Origin of the sequence: Streptomyces phaeofaciens (assembly GCF_014648915.1) — a bacterium.
In the GTDB taxonomy this organism is placed as follows: Bacteria; Actinomycetota; Actinomycetes; order Streptomycetales; family Streptomycetaceae; genus Streptomyces; species Streptomyces phaeofaciens.
Genome location: NZ_BMSA01000006.1, coordinates 233,723 through 249,248, shown reverse-complemented (window position 1 = coordinate 249,248; position 15,526 = coordinate 233,723). Strand labels below are relative to the sequence as shown.

15 protein-coding genes are annotated in these 15,526 nt (G+C 72.6%); 9 read left to right on the top strand and 6 right to left on the bottom strand.

The window, feature by feature from the left end:
* Positions 1–68 precede the first annotated feature (68 nt).
* Positions 69–740 carry a response regulator gene (locus tag IE275_RS14195; RefSeq protein ID WP_189711601.1) on the bottom strand — a complete coding sequence of 224 codons (672 nt, stop codon included), beginning with the start codon at positions 738–740 and terminating at the stop codon, positions 69–71.
* Positions 741–843: 103 nt separating this feature from the next.
* Positions 844–2,046 (bottom strand): sensor histidine kinase, encoded by a 1,203-nt coding sequence (locus IE275_RS14190; protein ID WP_189711513.1) that lies wholly within the window; start codon positions 2,044–2,046, stop codon positions 844–846.
* A gap of 118 nt (positions 2,047–2,164) precedes the next feature.
* Between IE275_RS14190 and IE275_RS14185 the strand changes: the two genes are divergently transcribed.
* Positions 2,165–3,289, top strand: coding sequence for an SAM-dependent methyltransferase (locus IE275_RS14185; protein WP_229870231.1), 1,125 nt, complete (start codon positions 2,165–2,167; stop codon positions 3,287–3,289).
* A 1-nt stretch (position 3,290) separates the two neighbouring features.
* Here the strand turns inward: IE275_RS14185 and IE275_RS14180 are convergent, their stop codons facing one another.
* Complete coding sequence (locus tag IE275_RS14180; protein WP_189711511.1) at positions 3,291–4,442, bottom strand: NADH-quinone oxidoreductase subunit D; 1,152 nt, start codon at positions 4,440–4,442, stop codon at positions 3,291–3,293.
* Between the two features lie 31 nt (positions 4,443–4,473).
* Between IE275_RS14180 and IE275_RS14175 the strand changes: the two genes are divergently transcribed.
* The gene (locus IE275_RS14175; RefSeq protein ID WP_189711509.1) at positions 4,474–4,977 is read left to right on the top strand and encodes a PH domain-containing protein; all 504 of its coding nucleotides are present in this window, start codon (positions 4,474–4,476) and stop codon (positions 4,975–4,977) included.
* Positions 4,974–6,386, top strand: a complete 1,413-nt coding sequence (locus tag IE275_RS14170; protein WP_189711507.1) for a PH domain-containing protein — start codon at positions 4,974–4,976, stop codon at positions 6,384–6,386. Before IE275_RS14175 ends, IE275_RS14170 begins: the two co-directional genes overlap by 4 nt.
* A 45-nt stretch (positions 6,387–6,431) precedes the next feature.
* On the opposite strand, the gene IE275_RS14165 is transcribed toward IE275_RS14170, so the two are convergent.
* Positions 6,432–8,000 (bottom strand): prolipoprotein diacylglyceryl transferase, encoded by a 1,569-nt coding sequence (locus IE275_RS14165; protein ID WP_189711505.1) that lies wholly within the window; start codon positions 7,998–8,000, stop codon positions 6,432–6,434.
* A 176-nt stretch (positions 8,001–8,176) separates the two neighbouring features.
* Positions 8,177–9,301 (bottom strand): alpha/beta hydrolase, encoded by a 1,125-nt coding sequence (locus IE275_RS14160; protein ID WP_189711503.1) that lies wholly within the window; start codon positions 9,299–9,301, stop codon positions 8,177–8,179.
* Between the two features lie 235 nt (positions 9,302–9,536).
* Between IE275_RS14160 and IE275_RS14155 the strand changes: the two genes are divergently transcribed.
* The 6 genes from IE275_RS14155 to IE275_RS14130 all read left to right on the top strand — a co-directional run bounded on the left by IE275_RS14155 (position 9,537) and on the right by IE275_RS14130 (position 14,902).
* Entirely contained in the window at positions 9,537–11,348 is a 1,812-nt protein-coding gene (locus IE275_RS14155; RefSeq protein WP_189711501.1) for a phosphatidylglycerol lysyltransferase domain-containing protein, read from the top strand.
* A gap of 213 nt (positions 11,349–11,561) precedes the next feature.
* On the top strand, positions 11,562–12,527 hold the full coding sequence (gene folP / locus IE275_RS14150; protein WP_189711499.1) for a dihydropteroate synthase: 966 nt from the start codon (positions 11,562–11,564) through the stop codon (positions 12,525–12,527).
* Positions 12,524–13,039: a nuclear transport factor 2 family protein gene (locus IE275_RS14145; RefSeq protein WP_189711497.1), complete on the top strand. Its 516-nt coding sequence runs from the start codon at positions 12,524–12,526 to the stop codon at positions 13,037–13,039. The genes folP and IE275_RS14145 overlap by 4 nt, the downstream gene beginning before the upstream one ends.
* Before the next feature lie 354 nt (positions 13,040–13,393).
* A complete protein-coding gene (folB, locus tag IE275_RS14140; protein ID WP_189711496.1) occupies positions 13,394–13,753 on the top strand; it encodes a dihydroneopterin aldolase in 360 nt (119 codons plus the stop codon).
* Positions 13,750–14,361, top strand: a complete 612-nt coding sequence (gene folK / locus IE275_RS14135) for a 2-amino-4-hydroxy-6-hydroxymethyldihydropteridine diphosphokinase (RefSeq protein ID WP_189711494.1) — start codon at positions 13,750–13,752, stop codon at positions 14,359–14,361. Before folB ends, folK begins: the two co-directional genes overlap by 4 nt.
* A 55-nt stretch (positions 14,362–14,416) precedes the next feature.
* Positions 14,417–14,902 carry a DUF3180 domain-containing protein gene (locus IE275_RS14130; RefSeq protein ID WP_189711492.1) on the top strand — a complete coding sequence of 162 codons (486 nt, stop codon included), beginning with the start codon at positions 14,417–14,419 and terminating at the stop codon, positions 14,900–14,902.
* Between the two features lies 1 nt (position 14,903).
* Here IE275_RS14130 and folE read toward each other — a convergent pair whose 3' ends face one another.
* Complete coding sequence (folE, locus tag IE275_RS14125; RefSeq protein ID WP_189711490.1) at positions 14,904–15,509, bottom strand: GTP cyclohydrolase I FolE; 606 nt, start codon at positions 15,507–15,509, stop codon at positions 14,904–14,906.
* Positions 15,510–15,526 lie beyond the last annotated feature (17 nt).

Genomic DNA, 15,526 nt, shown 5'->3' with positions numbered 1-15,526 from the left:
GGCGGCACCCGGCGGCGGGCAGCAGGGTCGCCGTGGCGACCCGGCCCTGTCCTGGGACAGCTCCCGTGTCAGCCGAGCCCGCCCGCCCGGACCAGCCCCGTCTCGTACGCGAGGACGACGACCTGCACGCGGTCGCGCAGCCCCAGCTTGGTCAGGATGCGGCCCACGTGGGTCTTGACGGTCGCCTCGGACAGCACGAGCCGGGCCGCGATCTCCCCGTTGGACAGGCCCTGCGCGACCAGCACCATGACCTCGCGCTCGCGCTCGGTGAGCCGCTCCAGCTCCTTGCGCTGGGGCTCCTTGCCGGTGGTCGGCAGCATCGGTGCGAACCGGTCGAGGAGCCGACGGGTGGTGGAGGGGGCGACGACGGCGTCACCGCTGTGCACGGAGCGGATCGCGGCGAGCAGCTCACCGGGCGGCACGTCCTTGAGCATGAACCCGGAGGCGCCCGCCTTCAGGCCGGAGAACGCGTACTCGTCGAGGTCGAAGGTGGTCAGGATGAGCACCTTCGGCGGTTCGGGCTCGGCGCAGATCCGCCGGGTCGCCTCCACCCCGTCCAGCTTCGGCATGCGCACGTCCATCAGGACGACGTCGACCGCCGTGGACCGGACCACCTGAAGGGCCTCGACGCCGTCACCCGCCTCGGCCACGACCTCCATGTCCGGCTGGGCGGCGAGCACCATCCGGAACCCGGTGCGCAGCAGCACCTGGTCGTCGACGAGCATCACGCGGATCGGCATCGGGTCGTCTTCCATGGGGCGTTCTCCATGCGGGGTGGGCGGACGGGGCGGGAGTGGACGGCTAGGGGGCGTGACAGGTGTCAACGAACGGCGTGCGTTCGCGTCAATGCGCCGGTTTGAGGGGGAGCAGGGCGCTGATGCGGAATCCTCCGCCCGGACGCGGGCCCGCGTCCAGCGTGCCACCGACCATGCCGACCCGTTCACGCATGCCGATCAGGCCATGGCCCTGGCCGTCGACGCCGCCCTCCTCGTACAGCTCGTGCGGTGCGCCCTTGCCGTCGTCCTCGACGAGGAGGCCGAGGCCGTCGTCGAAGTAGACGAGACGCACGCTGGCGCCCGTGTTGGGCCCACCGTGCTTGCGTGTGTTCGTCAGCGCCTCCTGCACGATGCGGTAGGCGGTCAGCTCGACGCCGCTGGGCAGCGGGCGCGGGGTGCCCTCGATCTTGAAGTCCACGGGCAGCCCGGAGCCCCGGCACTGCTGGACGAGATCCTCGATCTGCTCGACGTCCGGCTGCGGCACGTACTCGCCGCCCTCCTGGTGCTCGCCGGTGCGCAGCACACCCAGCAGGCGGCGCATCTCGGCGAGGGCCTGGCGGCCGGTCGAGGAGATCGTCTCCAGGGCCTTCTTCGCCTGGTCGGGGGCGGCGTCGAGGACGTACGCGGCGCCGTCGGCCTGCACGACCATCACCGACACGTTGTGCGCGACGACGTCGTGCAGTTCGCGTGCGATCCGGGCGCGCTCGGCGGCGACGGCGACCTTCGCCTGCGCCTCGCGCTCCTTCTCCAGTCGTGCCGCGCGCTCCTCCAGTTGCGCGAAGTAGGCGCGCCGGGTGCGTATCGAGTCGCCCAGCACCCAGGCGAGCGCGAACGGCACCGTCTGGAAGACGATGATCGCGACCTGGCCCGGCACGCTGGTGTCGTCGTGCGGCCAGCGCACCGCGGCCACGGTCGCCGCGCTGAGCCCCATGACCAGCGCGAGCCGGGAGGCCCAGCGGGCGCCGGTCGCGGCGACCGTGTAGACGATCACCAACAGGGCGAAGTCGGCCGCCGTGGCCCCGACGTTCAGCACGAGCTGCGCGACGCCGAGCCCGGCGGCCAGCAGCAGCATCTTCTCGGGCATGCGTCGGCGCAGCGCGATGACCAGGCACAGCAACAGGGCGACGGGCACGAGGCGCGCCATCGAATCGGTGCCGCCCCGCTCCTGGCCGGCGGTTCCTGCGGCCGCGGAGATCCCGAAGAGGATGATGGCCCAGAAGCCGTCGACCCCGGTCGGGTGTCTGCGGAGAAAGTCATAGAGGCGCTGCACGTGACCCAGCGTAGGGAAGCGGGATGTGTGCGGGGGTCAACCGGAGGGCCGATCCGTTCCCGACGCGCGTACTCCGCAAGGTGGAGGCCGTGATCACCTGTGCGCCTAGTCTGTCCGGGTGGTGCGAGAGGTGACCGGTTCCGGTGAGTGGCGCGGGTGGCGCGGGGCGACCCGGGCCGCCCTGTACGGGACGGAAGGCGACGGCGGCTTCTACCGGCGGCCGGAAGGCCCGGCCGGGCACTTCCGTACGTCCGTGCACGCCTCGCCCCTCTTCGCCGCGGCCGTGGCCCGGCTGCTGTGCCGGGTCGACGAGGAACTGGGCCGGCCCGCCTCGCTCGACTTCGTCGACATGGCCGCCGGGCGGGGCGAACTGGTCACCGGGGTGCTGGCCGCGCTGCCCGCCGACGTGGCGGCCCGCACGCGCGCGTACGCCGTCGAGATCGCCGGCCGTCCCGAGGGGCTCGCTCCCCGGATCACCTGGCTGCCGGAGCCCCCGCCGCAGGTCACCGGGCTGTTCTTCGCCAACGAGTGGCTCGACAACGTGCCCGTGGAGGTCGCCGAGGTCGACGACGCGGGCGTGGCGCGGCTGGTGCTCGTCCGGGACGACGGCACCGAGCGCCTCGGGGATCCCGTCACCGGGGCGGAGGCGCGCTGGCTCGCGCGGTGGTGGCCGCTGCCGGCGGAGGAGGGGCTCCGCGCGGAGATCGGCCTGCCCCGGGACACGGCCTGGGCGTCCGCCGTCTCCCGCGTCTCGCGCGGGCTGGCGGTGGCGGTGGACTACGCCCACACGTCCGGCTCCCGTCCCCCGTTCGGGACACTCACCGGTTTCCGGGAGGGGCGCGAGACGGCACCCGTACCGGACGGGTCGTGCGACATCACGGCGCATGTGGCGCTGGACTCGTGCGCGGAGGCGGGTGCGAAGGCCTGCGCGGAGGCGGATGCAACGGTGGACGGGGAGGCTCGCGGGGAAGCGGATGCAACGGTGGACGGGGAGGCTCGCAGGGAAGCGGATGCGCCGGAGCGCGCCTCGCTGCTTCTCCAGCGCGCGGCCCTGCGCGCCCTGGGCATCACCGGCGCGCGCCCCCCGCTCGCGCTCGCCTCCACCGACCCCTCGGCCTACGTCCGCGCCCTCGCGGGCGCCGGGGAGGCCGCCGAACTCACCGCGCCGGGCGGCCTGGGGGACTTCGGATGGCTGCTCCAGCCCGTCGGCATTCCGGACCCACTGGCGGAGGAGCCCGCCTGAGCTACTTGTCGATGTCCCCGACCACGAAGAACATCGATCCCAGGATCGCCACCATGTCCGCGACCAGCGTGCCCGGCAGCAGTTCGGTGAGCACCTGGATGTTGTTGTAGGAGGCGGACCGCAGCTTCAGCCGGTACGGCGTCTTCTCGCCCTTGCTGACGAGGTAGTAGCCGTTGATGCCGAGCGGGTTCTCGGTCCACGCGTACGTGTGCCCCTCGGGTGCCTTGAGGACCTTGGGGAGCCGCTGGTTGATCGGACCGGGCGGCAGCTCGGCGAGGCGGTCCAGGCAGGCGTCCGCGAGGTCGAGCGCGTTGTGGGTCTGGTCGAGCAGGCACTCGAAGCGGGCGAGACAGTCGCCCTCGCTCCGGGTGACCACCTTCAGGGTGTCCGCCAGTTCCCCGTAGGCCAGGTAGGGCTCGTCGCGGCGCAGGTCGAAGTCGACGCCCGCGGCGCGCGCGATCGGCCCGCTCACGCCGTACGCGTGCACGGCCGAGGGCGTGAGGGTGCCCACGTCGCGCGTGCGGCCCCGGAAGATCTCGTTGCCGAGGACGAGGTCGTCGAAGACGTCCATGCGCGAGCGCACCGCGGCGACGGCGCCACGCGCGCGTGCGGCCCAGCCGGCCGGCAGGTCCTCCTTGAGGCCGCCGACGCGGTTGAACATGTAGTGCATGCGGCCGCCGGAGACCTCCTCCATGACGTTCTGGAGCACCTCGCGCTCACGGAACGCGTAGAAGACCGGGGTGATGCCGCCGAGTTCCAGCGGATAGGAGCCCAGGAACATCAGGTGGTTGAGGACCCGGTTCAGCTCCGCGAGCAGCGTGCGAGTCCACACCGCGCGCGGGGGGACCTCCATGCCGAGCATCCGCTCCACGGCGAGGACCACGCCCAGCTCGTTCGAGAAGGCGGACAGCCAGTCGTGGCGGTTGGCCAGCATGACGATCTGGCGGTAGTCACGCGCCTCGAACAGCTTCTCCGCGCCCCGGTGCATATAGCCGATCACCGGCTCCGCGTGCTGGATGCGCTCGCCGTCCAGCACGAGCCGCAGCCGCAGCACGCCGTGCGTGGACGGATGCTGGGGGCCGATGTTCAGCACCATGTCGGTGCTCTCCGCGGCACCGCCGATCCCGACCGTGGTCTCCGTCGTAGGAGTCATGGACACAGTCTCCCCTACGTACGCTGGCCGTATGGAGACGGGGAGCGCCGGGGGCGTGGAGACGGCGGCGGACGAGCCGGTGTGGACCGGGCTGCCGCCGGGGCTGCTGCGGATGCGGCGGCTGCTGCTGGTGGTGTGGCTGGGTCTGGCGGCCGTGGGTGTCGGGCTGCTGCTCGGGCTGCTCGTCGGCCCCGCGTGGGCGGCGTTCGCGCTGCTGCCGCTCGCCGGGATCGGCTGGGGCTGGGTGCTGCTCGGCCGCAACTGGCGCTCCTGGCGCTACGCCGAGCGCGCCGACGACCTGCTGATCAGCCGGGGTGTGCTGTGGCGGGAGGAGACCGTGGTGCCGTACGGGCGGATGCAGTTGGTCGAGGTCACCTCCGGGCCGGTCGAGCGGCACTTCGGGCTGGCGAGCGTCCAGCTGCACACGGCGGCCGCCGCGACCGACGCGACCGTCCCGGGCCTGGCCCCGGCCGAGGCCGAGCGGCTGCGCGACCGGCTCACCGCACTCGGCGAGGCCCGATCGGCGGGACTGTGACCACGCCGGGCGCCGACGACGGCGTACCCGACGGGTCCGGGACCGACGACGCGTCCGGTACGCCCGGGGAGCGCCCCGCGCGGCCCGTCACCGAGCGTCGGCTGCATCCCGTCACGCCGTTCCGGCGGGCGTGGGCGCCCGTCGCGGTGCTGGTCGGCTGGGCGGCGCACGACCCGAACCAGGCGCAGCAGCAGCTGACCCGGCTGACCACCACGATGCTGCTCGTCGCGCTCGCCGTACTGCTTCCCGCGGCCGCCGCGTACGGCTTTCTGACCTGGTGGTTCACCCACTTCGCGGTGACGGACGGCGAACTGAGGATCCGTACCGGTCTGCTGTTCCGGCGCACCGCGCACATCCGGCTGGAGCGCATCCAGGCGATCGACATCACCCAGCCCCTGCTCGCGCGGGTCGCGGGGGTGGCGAAGCTGCGGCTCGACGTCGTCGGGGTGGAGAAGAAGGACGAGCTGGCCTTCCTCGGCGAGGAGGAGGCCCGTGCCCTGCGTGCCGAGCTGCTCGCGCGGGCGGCGGGTTTCGCGCCCGAGACGGCGCACGAGGTGGGTGAGGCGCCGGCGCGCGAGCTGGTGCGCGTACCGGCGCGCGAGCTGGCGATCTCGCTGGCGCTGACCGGCGCCACCTGGGGCGCGCTGGCCGCCGCGCTCGTGGTGCCGCCGGTGCTGTGGCTGGCCACGCACAGCGTCGTCACGGTCCTGGCGACCGGGCTGCCGCTGCTCGGCGCGGCGGGCGCGAGCAGTGTGGGACGGTTCGTCCGCGAGTACGACTGGCGGGTCGGCGAGTCCCCGGACGGGCTGCGCATCGACCACGGGCTCCTGGACCGCGCCCACGAGACGGTCCCGCCGGGCCGCGTGCAGACCGTGCGGATCGTCCAGCCCCTGCTGTGGCGGCGGCGCCGCTGGGTGCGCGTCGAGCTGGACGTGGCCGGATCGTCCAACTCCGTGCTCCTGCCGGTCGCCCCGCGCGCGGCCGCGGAGGCCGTCATCGCGCGCGTGCTGCCCGGTGTGACCGTCCCGCCGGCCGACGCCCTGTCCCGCCCGCCGCGCCGGGCAGGGCGATGCCTCCCGCTGTGGTGGCGCGGCCACGGCATCGCCGTCACGGACGCCGTGTTCGCGGCACGGCACGGACTGCTGCGCCGCCGCCTGTCGCTCGTGCCCCACGCGAAGGTGCAGAGCGTAAGGCTGTCCCAGGGGCCCTGGCAGCGCCTCTGGCGCCTCGCGGACGTCCATGTGGACACGGGGGCCGACAAGACCGTCACGGCCCGGCTGCGGGACGTACAGGAGGCCGTGGAGCTGCTGCACGGCCAGGCCGAGCGGTCCCGGACCGGGCGCCGGGACGCACGGCCCGACCGGTGGATGGCCCAGGAGACGAAGCGGGCCCCGTGGCCGGCGTCCTGAGGACGGCGGCGCGGGGCCCGGGGACGACCGGCCCGAAGGGCCGGTTCAGGAGACGGCGCTGCGCAGTCCCCGAAGGTTGATGTGCTCGGTCTCGTCGTGCGCGGTCAGGTCGATCACCTGGCCCACACCGCGCGCTTCCGCGCTCGCGGGCTTGAACTCCGCCTCGGCCTCGGCCTTGTGCAGCGCGAGGGCCTCCTGCCCTACGACGTCGGCGAGATCCTCGTTCTGCACGTCCGCCAGGGCGTCCGACGGGTCGGCGTTCTTCGTGCCGAAGAAGTCGAACCCGCCCTCGGCCGTGGGTCGGCGCACCGGCGCCGCGGCCGGTACGACGGCGACGGCGGTCGGCACGGTGAAGTGCCCGGAGGGCCGCACCACGGGCCCGGCGGGACGCGGGACCAGCGCGGCCGAACCGGAGGGCTCCGGGGCCGGGACCGGGGTCGGGGCCTCCGAAACCGAGGCCTCCGGAACCGAAATCTCCGGAACCGAGGATTCCCGGGCAGCCTCGACCTCGTCCGGAGCGGTTTCCGGCTCCTCCGGAGCGGTCTCGTTCGAAGGGGTCTCGTCCGAAGCGTCCGAAGCGTCCGAAGCATCCGGAGCGGCCGTCTCCGTGGGGCTGTCGTGCCGCTCGGAGTCCGTGTGGGGGGCGGCCGCGCGCGCGTGCTCGTCGGCCGCCTCGGACTTCCCCTCCGCCTCGTCCTCCCCTGCGGCCTCCGTGTCGCCGCCGGAGATGCCCGTCGAGCCGGTCGAGCCGATCGCGCTCTCGGCGGAAGTCGCCTTCACAGGCTCCTCCTCGGCCGGGGCGGCACCCTTGGCGGCGTCCGGGTCGAACTTGACCAGCGCCGCCTGGGCCCGCAGGAACAGCTTGGACCCCTGCGGGGAGAAGACCGCGGGAGCCTCGGGCTCGTCCTCGGCCAGCGTCCCCGCGGCGTCTTCCTCGTCCTCGTCAGCGTCCTCGGCCGCGTCCTCGTCGACAGCAGATTCGTCGAGCGACTCGTCGCCGGCGGCCTCGTCGTCAGCCGCTTCGTCGTCAACCGCTTCGTCGGCGGCCGTCTCGTCGAGCGCGTCGTCGTCCGTCCCGGCCTCGACCGTCGCGAAGTCGTCCGTCTCCTGCTCCTGCTCCTGCGCGGAGCGCGCGGGAGGCAGGGCGGGCGGCGCCGTCGTGGTCTCTATCTCGAGCAGGCGGCGGCCCTCCAGGGCGGTCGCCCGCTCGGTCTCCGCGGTGGCGTAGCGGCGCAGCAGGGCGGCGTGCTCGTTGCGCAGGCCGGCCAGCTCGGTCCGCTTCGCCCGCAGTCGCTGTTCCAGCTTGACGCGCAGTTCACGCGATTCGTCGAGGTCGGTCTCCAGTTCGGCGACCCGTTCCTCGAAGCGCCACTCGTCGCTCGCCCGCGCGCGCGTGAGGTCGGCGACATGACGGCCGGCCTGCATGTCCCAGCGCCGCATGACGAACGCGCCGACGAGCGCCGTCGCCGCGGCGGCCGCGGCGAGGCCTCGGAGAGCCATGGGTTCCGTGAAAAGCCAGGGGCCGAGGGCGCAGACGACCGAGACACCTGCGATAGCCGACGGAGGCAGCAGCCTGTGCAAAGGCGGGGAATGACGGTGACGTCCACGTGGCATGGCCAGAAACTTACCGCGCGTAGGCGAATGTTGGCGCCCCGGCCCGTAAAAACACAGCCATACAGAAGTCTTCACTGCACATCAGGAAACAGACCGGTCGTCGAATTCGACAGGAAACAAGATCATTTCCGGTCGGGCCGGGTGAAGACCGACGTCACCGGGCACCCGCCGACCCCTCACCGGTCGCTCAGGCGCCCGCTGATCCACTCCAGTGTCGGCGGGATCTCCCGTCGCCAGGTGTTGAAGTTGTGGCCGCCGCTTTCGAGGATGATCGACGAGATCCTCGTCCTGCCGTTGGCCTTCACCTCGTCGATGAACTTCAGCGTGGCCTTGTAGTTGGATTCTCCAACCTTGCTGCTCGTGACCAGCAGAGAGGTGTCGGGGGCGGAACGGTTCTTCAGATACCAGTGCAGATCGGCCTCGTCGCGCAGGGTCTCGTTCCCCTGGAAGAGGTCACCGGTGGTCGGATCGACCGGCGCCTTGTAGTAGGCCGAAAGACCCGCGCCCGCCGCGTACACCTCCGGGTGGTGCATCGCGAGCTTCAGCGCGCAGTAGCCACCGGTGGAGTCCCCGATGATGCCCCAGCTGCCGGGCTTCTTCCCGACCCTGTAGTGGGCCGTCACCGCGTCCGGCAGATCCTCGGCGAAGAACGACTCGGTCTGCGGCCCGCCCGGGACGTCCACGCACTCCGTGTCGCGCGGCGGCGCCACCGTGGGCCGCATCATCACCAGGATCATCGGCTGCATCCGCCCGTCCTTGGCGAGCTGCCGCGCGGTGCGCGGGTAGTGCAGCTTGTCCACGAGCGCCTCGGCCGTACCGGGGTAGCCCGTGAGGACCACGGCCGCCGGGAACGTACGCGTGCGGTTCGCCGGGTCGAAGTACTCCGGCGGCAGGTACACGTACGCGGGTGTGGCGATGTGCGTCGTACGGCCGTTGAGGGCGACCTTCTGGATCTGCCCGCCGTACCGCGGGCCTCCGCCGCCGCCGTCCACGTGCCGGGTGTCGACGACCTGTAAGGGCCCCGCCGTCGCGCCGCCGGCCGAGTGGTCGACGACCACGCCGACGTCGGTCTCCCGGCCGAGGAGGTCCGCCCAGCTGGCGTAGAAACCGAAGGCCTGGTTCGCGGAGAGGCCCACCGACACGAAGAGCGCCAACTGTGTGGCCAGCAGCAGGCCGACGCGTCCGCCGACGGCCCGCCAGCCGCGCCGCGCCAGCCGTGGCCACAGCCACACCGTGCCGACGAACAGCAGCACGGCGAACGCGACCGACAGCAGCAGCACTGTGTTGCTCGTGAGACCCATGCGGTGGTTTCCTGCCTGCTCTCCGTCCGGGCACAGGCCCGTCCCCCCGACTCCTTCGCGAGGGCTTGTCCCGGACTTTCCTTGGCCTTTTCACTGGCTTTGAGGAGCCGAGTGAACCTCTCTCCCCAAGACACCGTCCTAGAGGGCGCAATGTCGCCGGATGCCCGAATCGGGCCCGGATCCAAGCTCTCTCGCGGAACTACGGGATGCGATGTCTGTCAGGGAAGATGGCGAAATGTCGGGCGGGGTTCCGCGCCGATCAGTCCTGGTGCGCCGGATAGCTCGCGGCCCGCGCCCCGAGGCCGTGCCCGCCCTCGTCGGCAGAGCCTGCGCCCTCGTCGGCCTGCTGGACGTGGCCGCGGGCGTCTTCCCGCGGTTCCGGCACAGCCGTATGCACACCCTCGCCGAGGTGCTGCCGGGCTCGTTCGGCCCGTTCGTCGCGGCCCTCTCGCTCAGCGCCGGCGTCCTGCTGCTGCTCCTCGCCCACGGCCTCAAGCGCGGCAAACGGCGCGCGTGGCGTGCCGCGGTGGTGCTGCTCCCGGCGGGCGCGGCCGCCCAGTTCGTGTACCGCCACTCGATCGTGGGCGCGCTCATCTCGATCGCGCTCCTGGTGCCGCTGGTGGTCCACCGCGACCAGTTCGCCGCCCTGCCCGACCCGCGCAGCCGCTGGCGCGCGCTCGCCAACTTCGTCCTCATGGGCGCCGGTTCCCTCGGTCTCGGACTGGTCATCGTCAGCGTCCACCCGAACCGCCTGATCGGCGACCCGAGCCTGGCCGATCGCCTGACGCACGTCCTGTACGGCCTCTTCGGCTTCGAGGGCCCGGTCGACTACGCGGGCAACACCTCCTGGACCGTCGCCTTCTCCCTCGGCGCCCTCGGCTGGATCACCGCCGTCACCACCATCTACCTCGCGTTCCGGCCCGAGCACCCGGCCGCGCGCCTCACCGAGGAGGACGAGACCCGGCTGCGCGCCCTGCTGGTCAAGCACGGCAGCCGCGACTCCCTCGGCCACTTCGCGCTGCGCCGGGACAAGGGGGTCGTCTTCTCCCCCAGCGGCAAGGCCGCGGTGACCTACCGCGTCGTCTCCGGCGTGATGCTCGCCAGCGGCGACCCGATCGGCGACGTCGAGGCCTGGCCCGGCGCCATCGAGCGCTTCATGGACGAGGCCAGGGCGCACTCCTGGACGCCCGCCGTCATGGGCTGCTCGGAGACCGGCGGCGAGGTCTGGACCCGCGAGACCGGCCTCGACGCCCTCGAACTGGGCGACGAGGCGGTGGTGGACGTCGCGGATTTCTCCCTCGCCGGCCGCGCGATGCGCAACGTGCGACAGATGGTCAAGCGCATCGAGCGCGCCGGTTACGAAACCCGCGTACGACGTGTCCGTGACCTCGGCGAGGCCGAGCTGGAGCGGATCCGGCGGGCCGCCGAGGACTGGCGCGGCACCGACACCGAGCGCGGCTTCTCCATGGCGCTGGGCCGCGTGGGCGACCCCGCCGACGGCGACTGCCTCATCGCGACCGCCCACAAGGCCGACGAACTGCCCGGCCCGTACGGCGATCTGAAGGCGATCCTGCACTTCGTGCCCTGGGGCACCGACGGCGTGTCCCTGGACCTGATGCGGCGCGACCGCTCGGCGGACCCCGGCATGAACGAGCTGCTGATCGTCGCCGCGCTCCAGGCCGCTCCGAAGTTCGGCATCGCGCGCGTGTCCCTGAACTTCGCGATGTTCCGGGCGGCGCTGGCACGCGGCGAGAAGATCGGCGCGGGCCCGGTGCTGCGCGCCTGGCGGGGCCTGCTGGTCTTCCTGTCCCGCTGGTTCCAGATCGAGTCGCTGTACAAGTTCAACGCCAAGTTCCAGCCCCGCTGGGAGCCCCGTTTCGTCGTCTACCGGGCTTCCGGCGACCTGCCCCGCATCGGCTTCGCCGCCATGCAGGCCGAGGGCTTCGTCAACCTCGCCCTCCCCCTGCCCCGCTTCCTCCGGCGCCGTACGAAGCCGGCACGCGTGTGTGCGCACGCGCCGGCGGAGAGAGACGTGCGGGCGGCATGAGAGCGACGGCGGCGCGGGGCCGACGGCGGCGCGAAGGCCCCGGTACAGGGACGACGACGGCGCCGAGGCCGCCGCGCGTGCGCCGGGAAGGCCGCGGCCCGTGCGCCGCGGCGGCGCCCCGAGAGCGCCCGGACGGGAGCCCCGCCCCCAGCCCCGGGGCCTCCGTCCGGGCCGGGCGACGTCCCCGTCCGCCGCGGGGCCTACGCTGAACGTATGAGCAAGCAGAGCGGACGCGGGCGGGTCGCCGGTCTTCCGGATTGGGACCGCTGCGCGGTCATGGGGGTCGTCAACGTGACCCCCGACTCCTTCTCCGACGGTGGCCGCTGGTTCGACACGACGTCCGCCGTGAAACACGGCCTCCAGCTCGTCGACGAGGGCGCCGACCTCGTCGACGTCGGCGGCGAGTCCACCCGCCCCGGCGCGACCCGGGTCGACGAGGCCGAGGAACTGCGCCGTGTCATCCCCGTCGTGCGCGGCCTCGCCGCCGAGGGCGTCGTCGTCTCCGTCGACACCATGCGCGCCTCCGTCGCCGCCCAGGCCCTCGCGGCCGGCGCCGCCCTGGTCAACGACGTCAGCGGCGGCCTCGCCGACCCGGAGATGATCCCCGTCGTGGCCGACGCCGGCGCCCCCTTCGTCGTCATGCACTGGCGCGGCTTCCTGGAGGGCGGCAACGTCAAGGGCGTCTACGCCGATGTCGTCGCCGAGGTCGTCGACGAGCTGCACACGCGTGTGGAGGCCGTTCTCGCGGGCGGCATCGCCCCCGACCGGGTCGTCGTCGACCCCGGACTCGGCTTCTCCAAGGACGCCGACCACGACCTCACGCTGCTCGCCCACCTCGACCGGCTGCGCGCCCTGGGGCACCCGCTGCTCGTCGCCGCCTCCCGCAAGCGGTTCCTCGGCCGCGTCCTGGCCGGCCCGGAGGGCGCACCGCCCCCCGCGCGCGAGCGCGACGCCGCCACGGCCGCCGTCTCCGCGCTCGCCGCGCACAGCGGGGCGTGGGCGGTGCGGGTGCACGAGGTCCGCGCGACGGCGGACGCGGTACGGGTCGCGCGCGCCGTGGAACAGGCGCGCGCCGTCACGCACACACCCGGCGCGCACCCCCATGAAACGGACGACCCGCACACCGCCCACGAGCCCCACGGCGCAAAGGGGCCCCACGGCGCAGAAGGAGCCCGGTGAGCGCCCCCCACACCGACGTCGAGCAGGTCGAGGCCGCCAACACCGCCTTCTACGAGGCGCTGGAACGGGGCGACTTCGAGACGGTGTCCTCGCTCTGGCTCACCCCCGCCGACCTGGGCGTCGACGAGGAGTACCACGACCCGGCCGACACCGGCGTGATCTCCTGCGTGCACCCCGGCTGGCCGGTGCTCACCGGGCGCGGCGACGTGCTGCGGTCGTACGCGCTGATCATGGCGAACACCGACTACATCCAGTTCTTCCTGACCGACGTCCATGTCTCCGTCACCGGTGACACCGCCCTGGTGACCTGCACGGAGAACATCCTCAGCGGGGGCCCCGCCCCGGCGGCCGGCGAGGAGCTGGGGCCGCTGGTGGGCCAGCTGGTGGTCGCCACGAACGTGCTCCGCCGCACCCGCGACGGCTGGAAGCTGTGGTCGCACCACGCCTCCCCGGTCCTCGCCGACAACGACGACGAGTCCGAGAGCGACGAGGACGGCGAAGCCTCCCCCTGACCGGGCGACGCCCCCACCGCGCCGGGAGCGGGCGACCGGCTGGGCCGCGGGCCGGGAGCGGGCCGGCAGACGGGCCGAGGCCCGGCAAGGCAGCCGGCCCCTCCCGAAGCCGCCGTTCCCCCTCCTGAACCAAGAAGTGGTTGGAATCACGAACCCACGGGTAGGGGCGGCTACCAGCCCGTGAGCCACCGGGTTCCCCAAGGGAAACACCCGGTGAAAACTCCCGGCTCCGGGCCGGGTCACGGCAGTCGGGCCCGGCCCTGTCAGTGCTCGCAGGTAGATTCGTTCGAGGCCGGGGTGTCGCCCGCACGCGGTACGGACCGGCCGAAACCGACGATTGCAGGAGTGATTCGCGTGGATCGTGTCGCGCTGCGCGGCCTGAAGGCCCGCGGGTACCACGGAGTGTTCCCCAAGGAACGCGAGGAGGGCCAGACCTTCATCGTGGACCTCGTCCTGGGCCTGGACACCCGACCGGCCGCCGCCGACGACGACCTGGCGAAGACCGTGCACTACGGCATCGTGGCGGAGGAGGTCGTCGCCGTCGTCGAGGGCGAGCCGGTCAACCTCATCGAGACGCTCGCCGAGCGCATCGCCCAGGCCTGTCTGAAGCACGAAGGGGTAGACGAGGTCGAGGTTCGTGTCCACAAGCCGGACGCGCCGATCACCGTCCCCTTCGACGACGTGACCGTCACGATCACCCGGAGCCGAGCATGACCGCGTCCTTCACCGAGGGTCACAGCGACCCGACCGTACAGCCGGTGCCCGCCTCCGTCGTGGAGAAGGTCGACGCCGCCGACACCACCCTGCACAACCCCCAGCGTGCCGTGATCTCCCTCGGCTCCAACCTCGGGAACCGCCTGGAAACCCTCCAGGGCGCCATCGACGCCCTGGAGGACACCCCGGGTGTCCGCATCAAGGCCGTCTCCCCCGTGTACGAGACGGAGCCGTGGGGCGTCGAGCCCGGCAGCCAGCCCTCGTACTTCAACGCGGTGGTCCTGCTGAAGACGACCCTGCCCCCGTCCTCCCTCCTGGAGCGGGCGCACGCGGTCGAGGAGGCCTTCCACCGCGTCCGCGACGAGCGCTGGGGCGCGCGCACCCTCGACGTCGACATCGTCGCGTACGCCGATGTCGTCGACGACGATCCGCACCTCACCCTGCCCCACCCGCGCGCCCACGAACGCGCCTTCGTCCTCGCCCCCTGGCACGACGTGGAGCCGGAGGCCCAGCTGCCCGGCCACGGCCCGGTCGCGGACGTCCTCGGCGAGGTCACCCGCGAGGGCGTCACCGCGCGTAAGGACCTGGAACTTCACCTGCCCGAGTAGTCGTTAAGGTCAAGACGACCACTGTCCGGGGTACCGGGGGAGCTGAAGGGACACCGTGAGAGAGCTGCGCATCAGGGTGCTGGTAGGGGTCTTCCTCGTGGCCGGCATCCTGTCCTGGGCGGGCGCCCGCCTCTGGAACTCGATCGGGACCCTGCCCAGCGTCCCGCTGGCCGCGCCCATCGTCCTCGCCCTGATCGCGGTGGTCCTGCTGGCCACCGCGCTCTCGCTGCGCGCCCGCCTCAAGGCGCAGCGCGAGCGCCGTCCCGGCGCCAAGGGCGTCGACCCCCTGATGGCCGCCCGCGCGGTCGTCTTCGGCCAGGCCAGCGCCCTGGTCGCCGCCCTCGTCTCCGGCATGTACGGCGGCACGGGCGTCTTCCTCCTGGAGTCACTCGACATCCCGGCCCGCCGCGACCAGGCCATCTACGCCGGCTTCTCCGTCGTCGCGGGCATCGGCGTCATAGCGGCGGCCCTGTTCCTGGAGCGCGTCTGCAAACTCCCGGAGGACGACGACCACAACAACGGAGCGGCGTCGGCGGCGTGACTCAGTGAGCCATGATCAGGCTCATCGCCTCGTTGCGCGTCGCCATGTCGCGCAGCTGCCCGCGCACCGCCGAGGTGATGGTCTTGGCACCGGGCTTGCGGATGCCCCGCATCGACATGCACATGTGCTCGCACTCGACGACCACGATCACACCGCGCGGCTCCAGGATCTCCATCAAGGAGTCCGCGACCTGAGTGGTGAGACGTTCCTGCACCTGCGGGCGACGCGCGAAGACATCCACCAGCCGGGCCAGCTTGGACAGGCCGGTGATCTTCCCGGTGGTCGACGGGATGTAGCCGACGTGCGCCACGCCCCTGAACGGCACCAGATGGTGCTCACAGGTCGAGAACACCTCGATGTCCTTGACCAGCACCATTTCGTCGTGCCCCAGGTCGAACGTCGTCGTCAGCACGTCCTCGGGCGTCTGCCACAGCCCCGCGAATATCTCCCGGTACGCCCGCGCCACCCGCGCCGGAGTCTCCTTCAGCCCCTCACGGTCCGGGTCCTCGCCCACCGCGATCAGCAGTTCGCGTACGGCGTTCTCGGCCCGCTTCTCGTCGAACTCGCCGATCGAACCCTCGCCGTCCAGCGTCACGGGGTCGGTCATGTGCTGCCTCGTTCCTC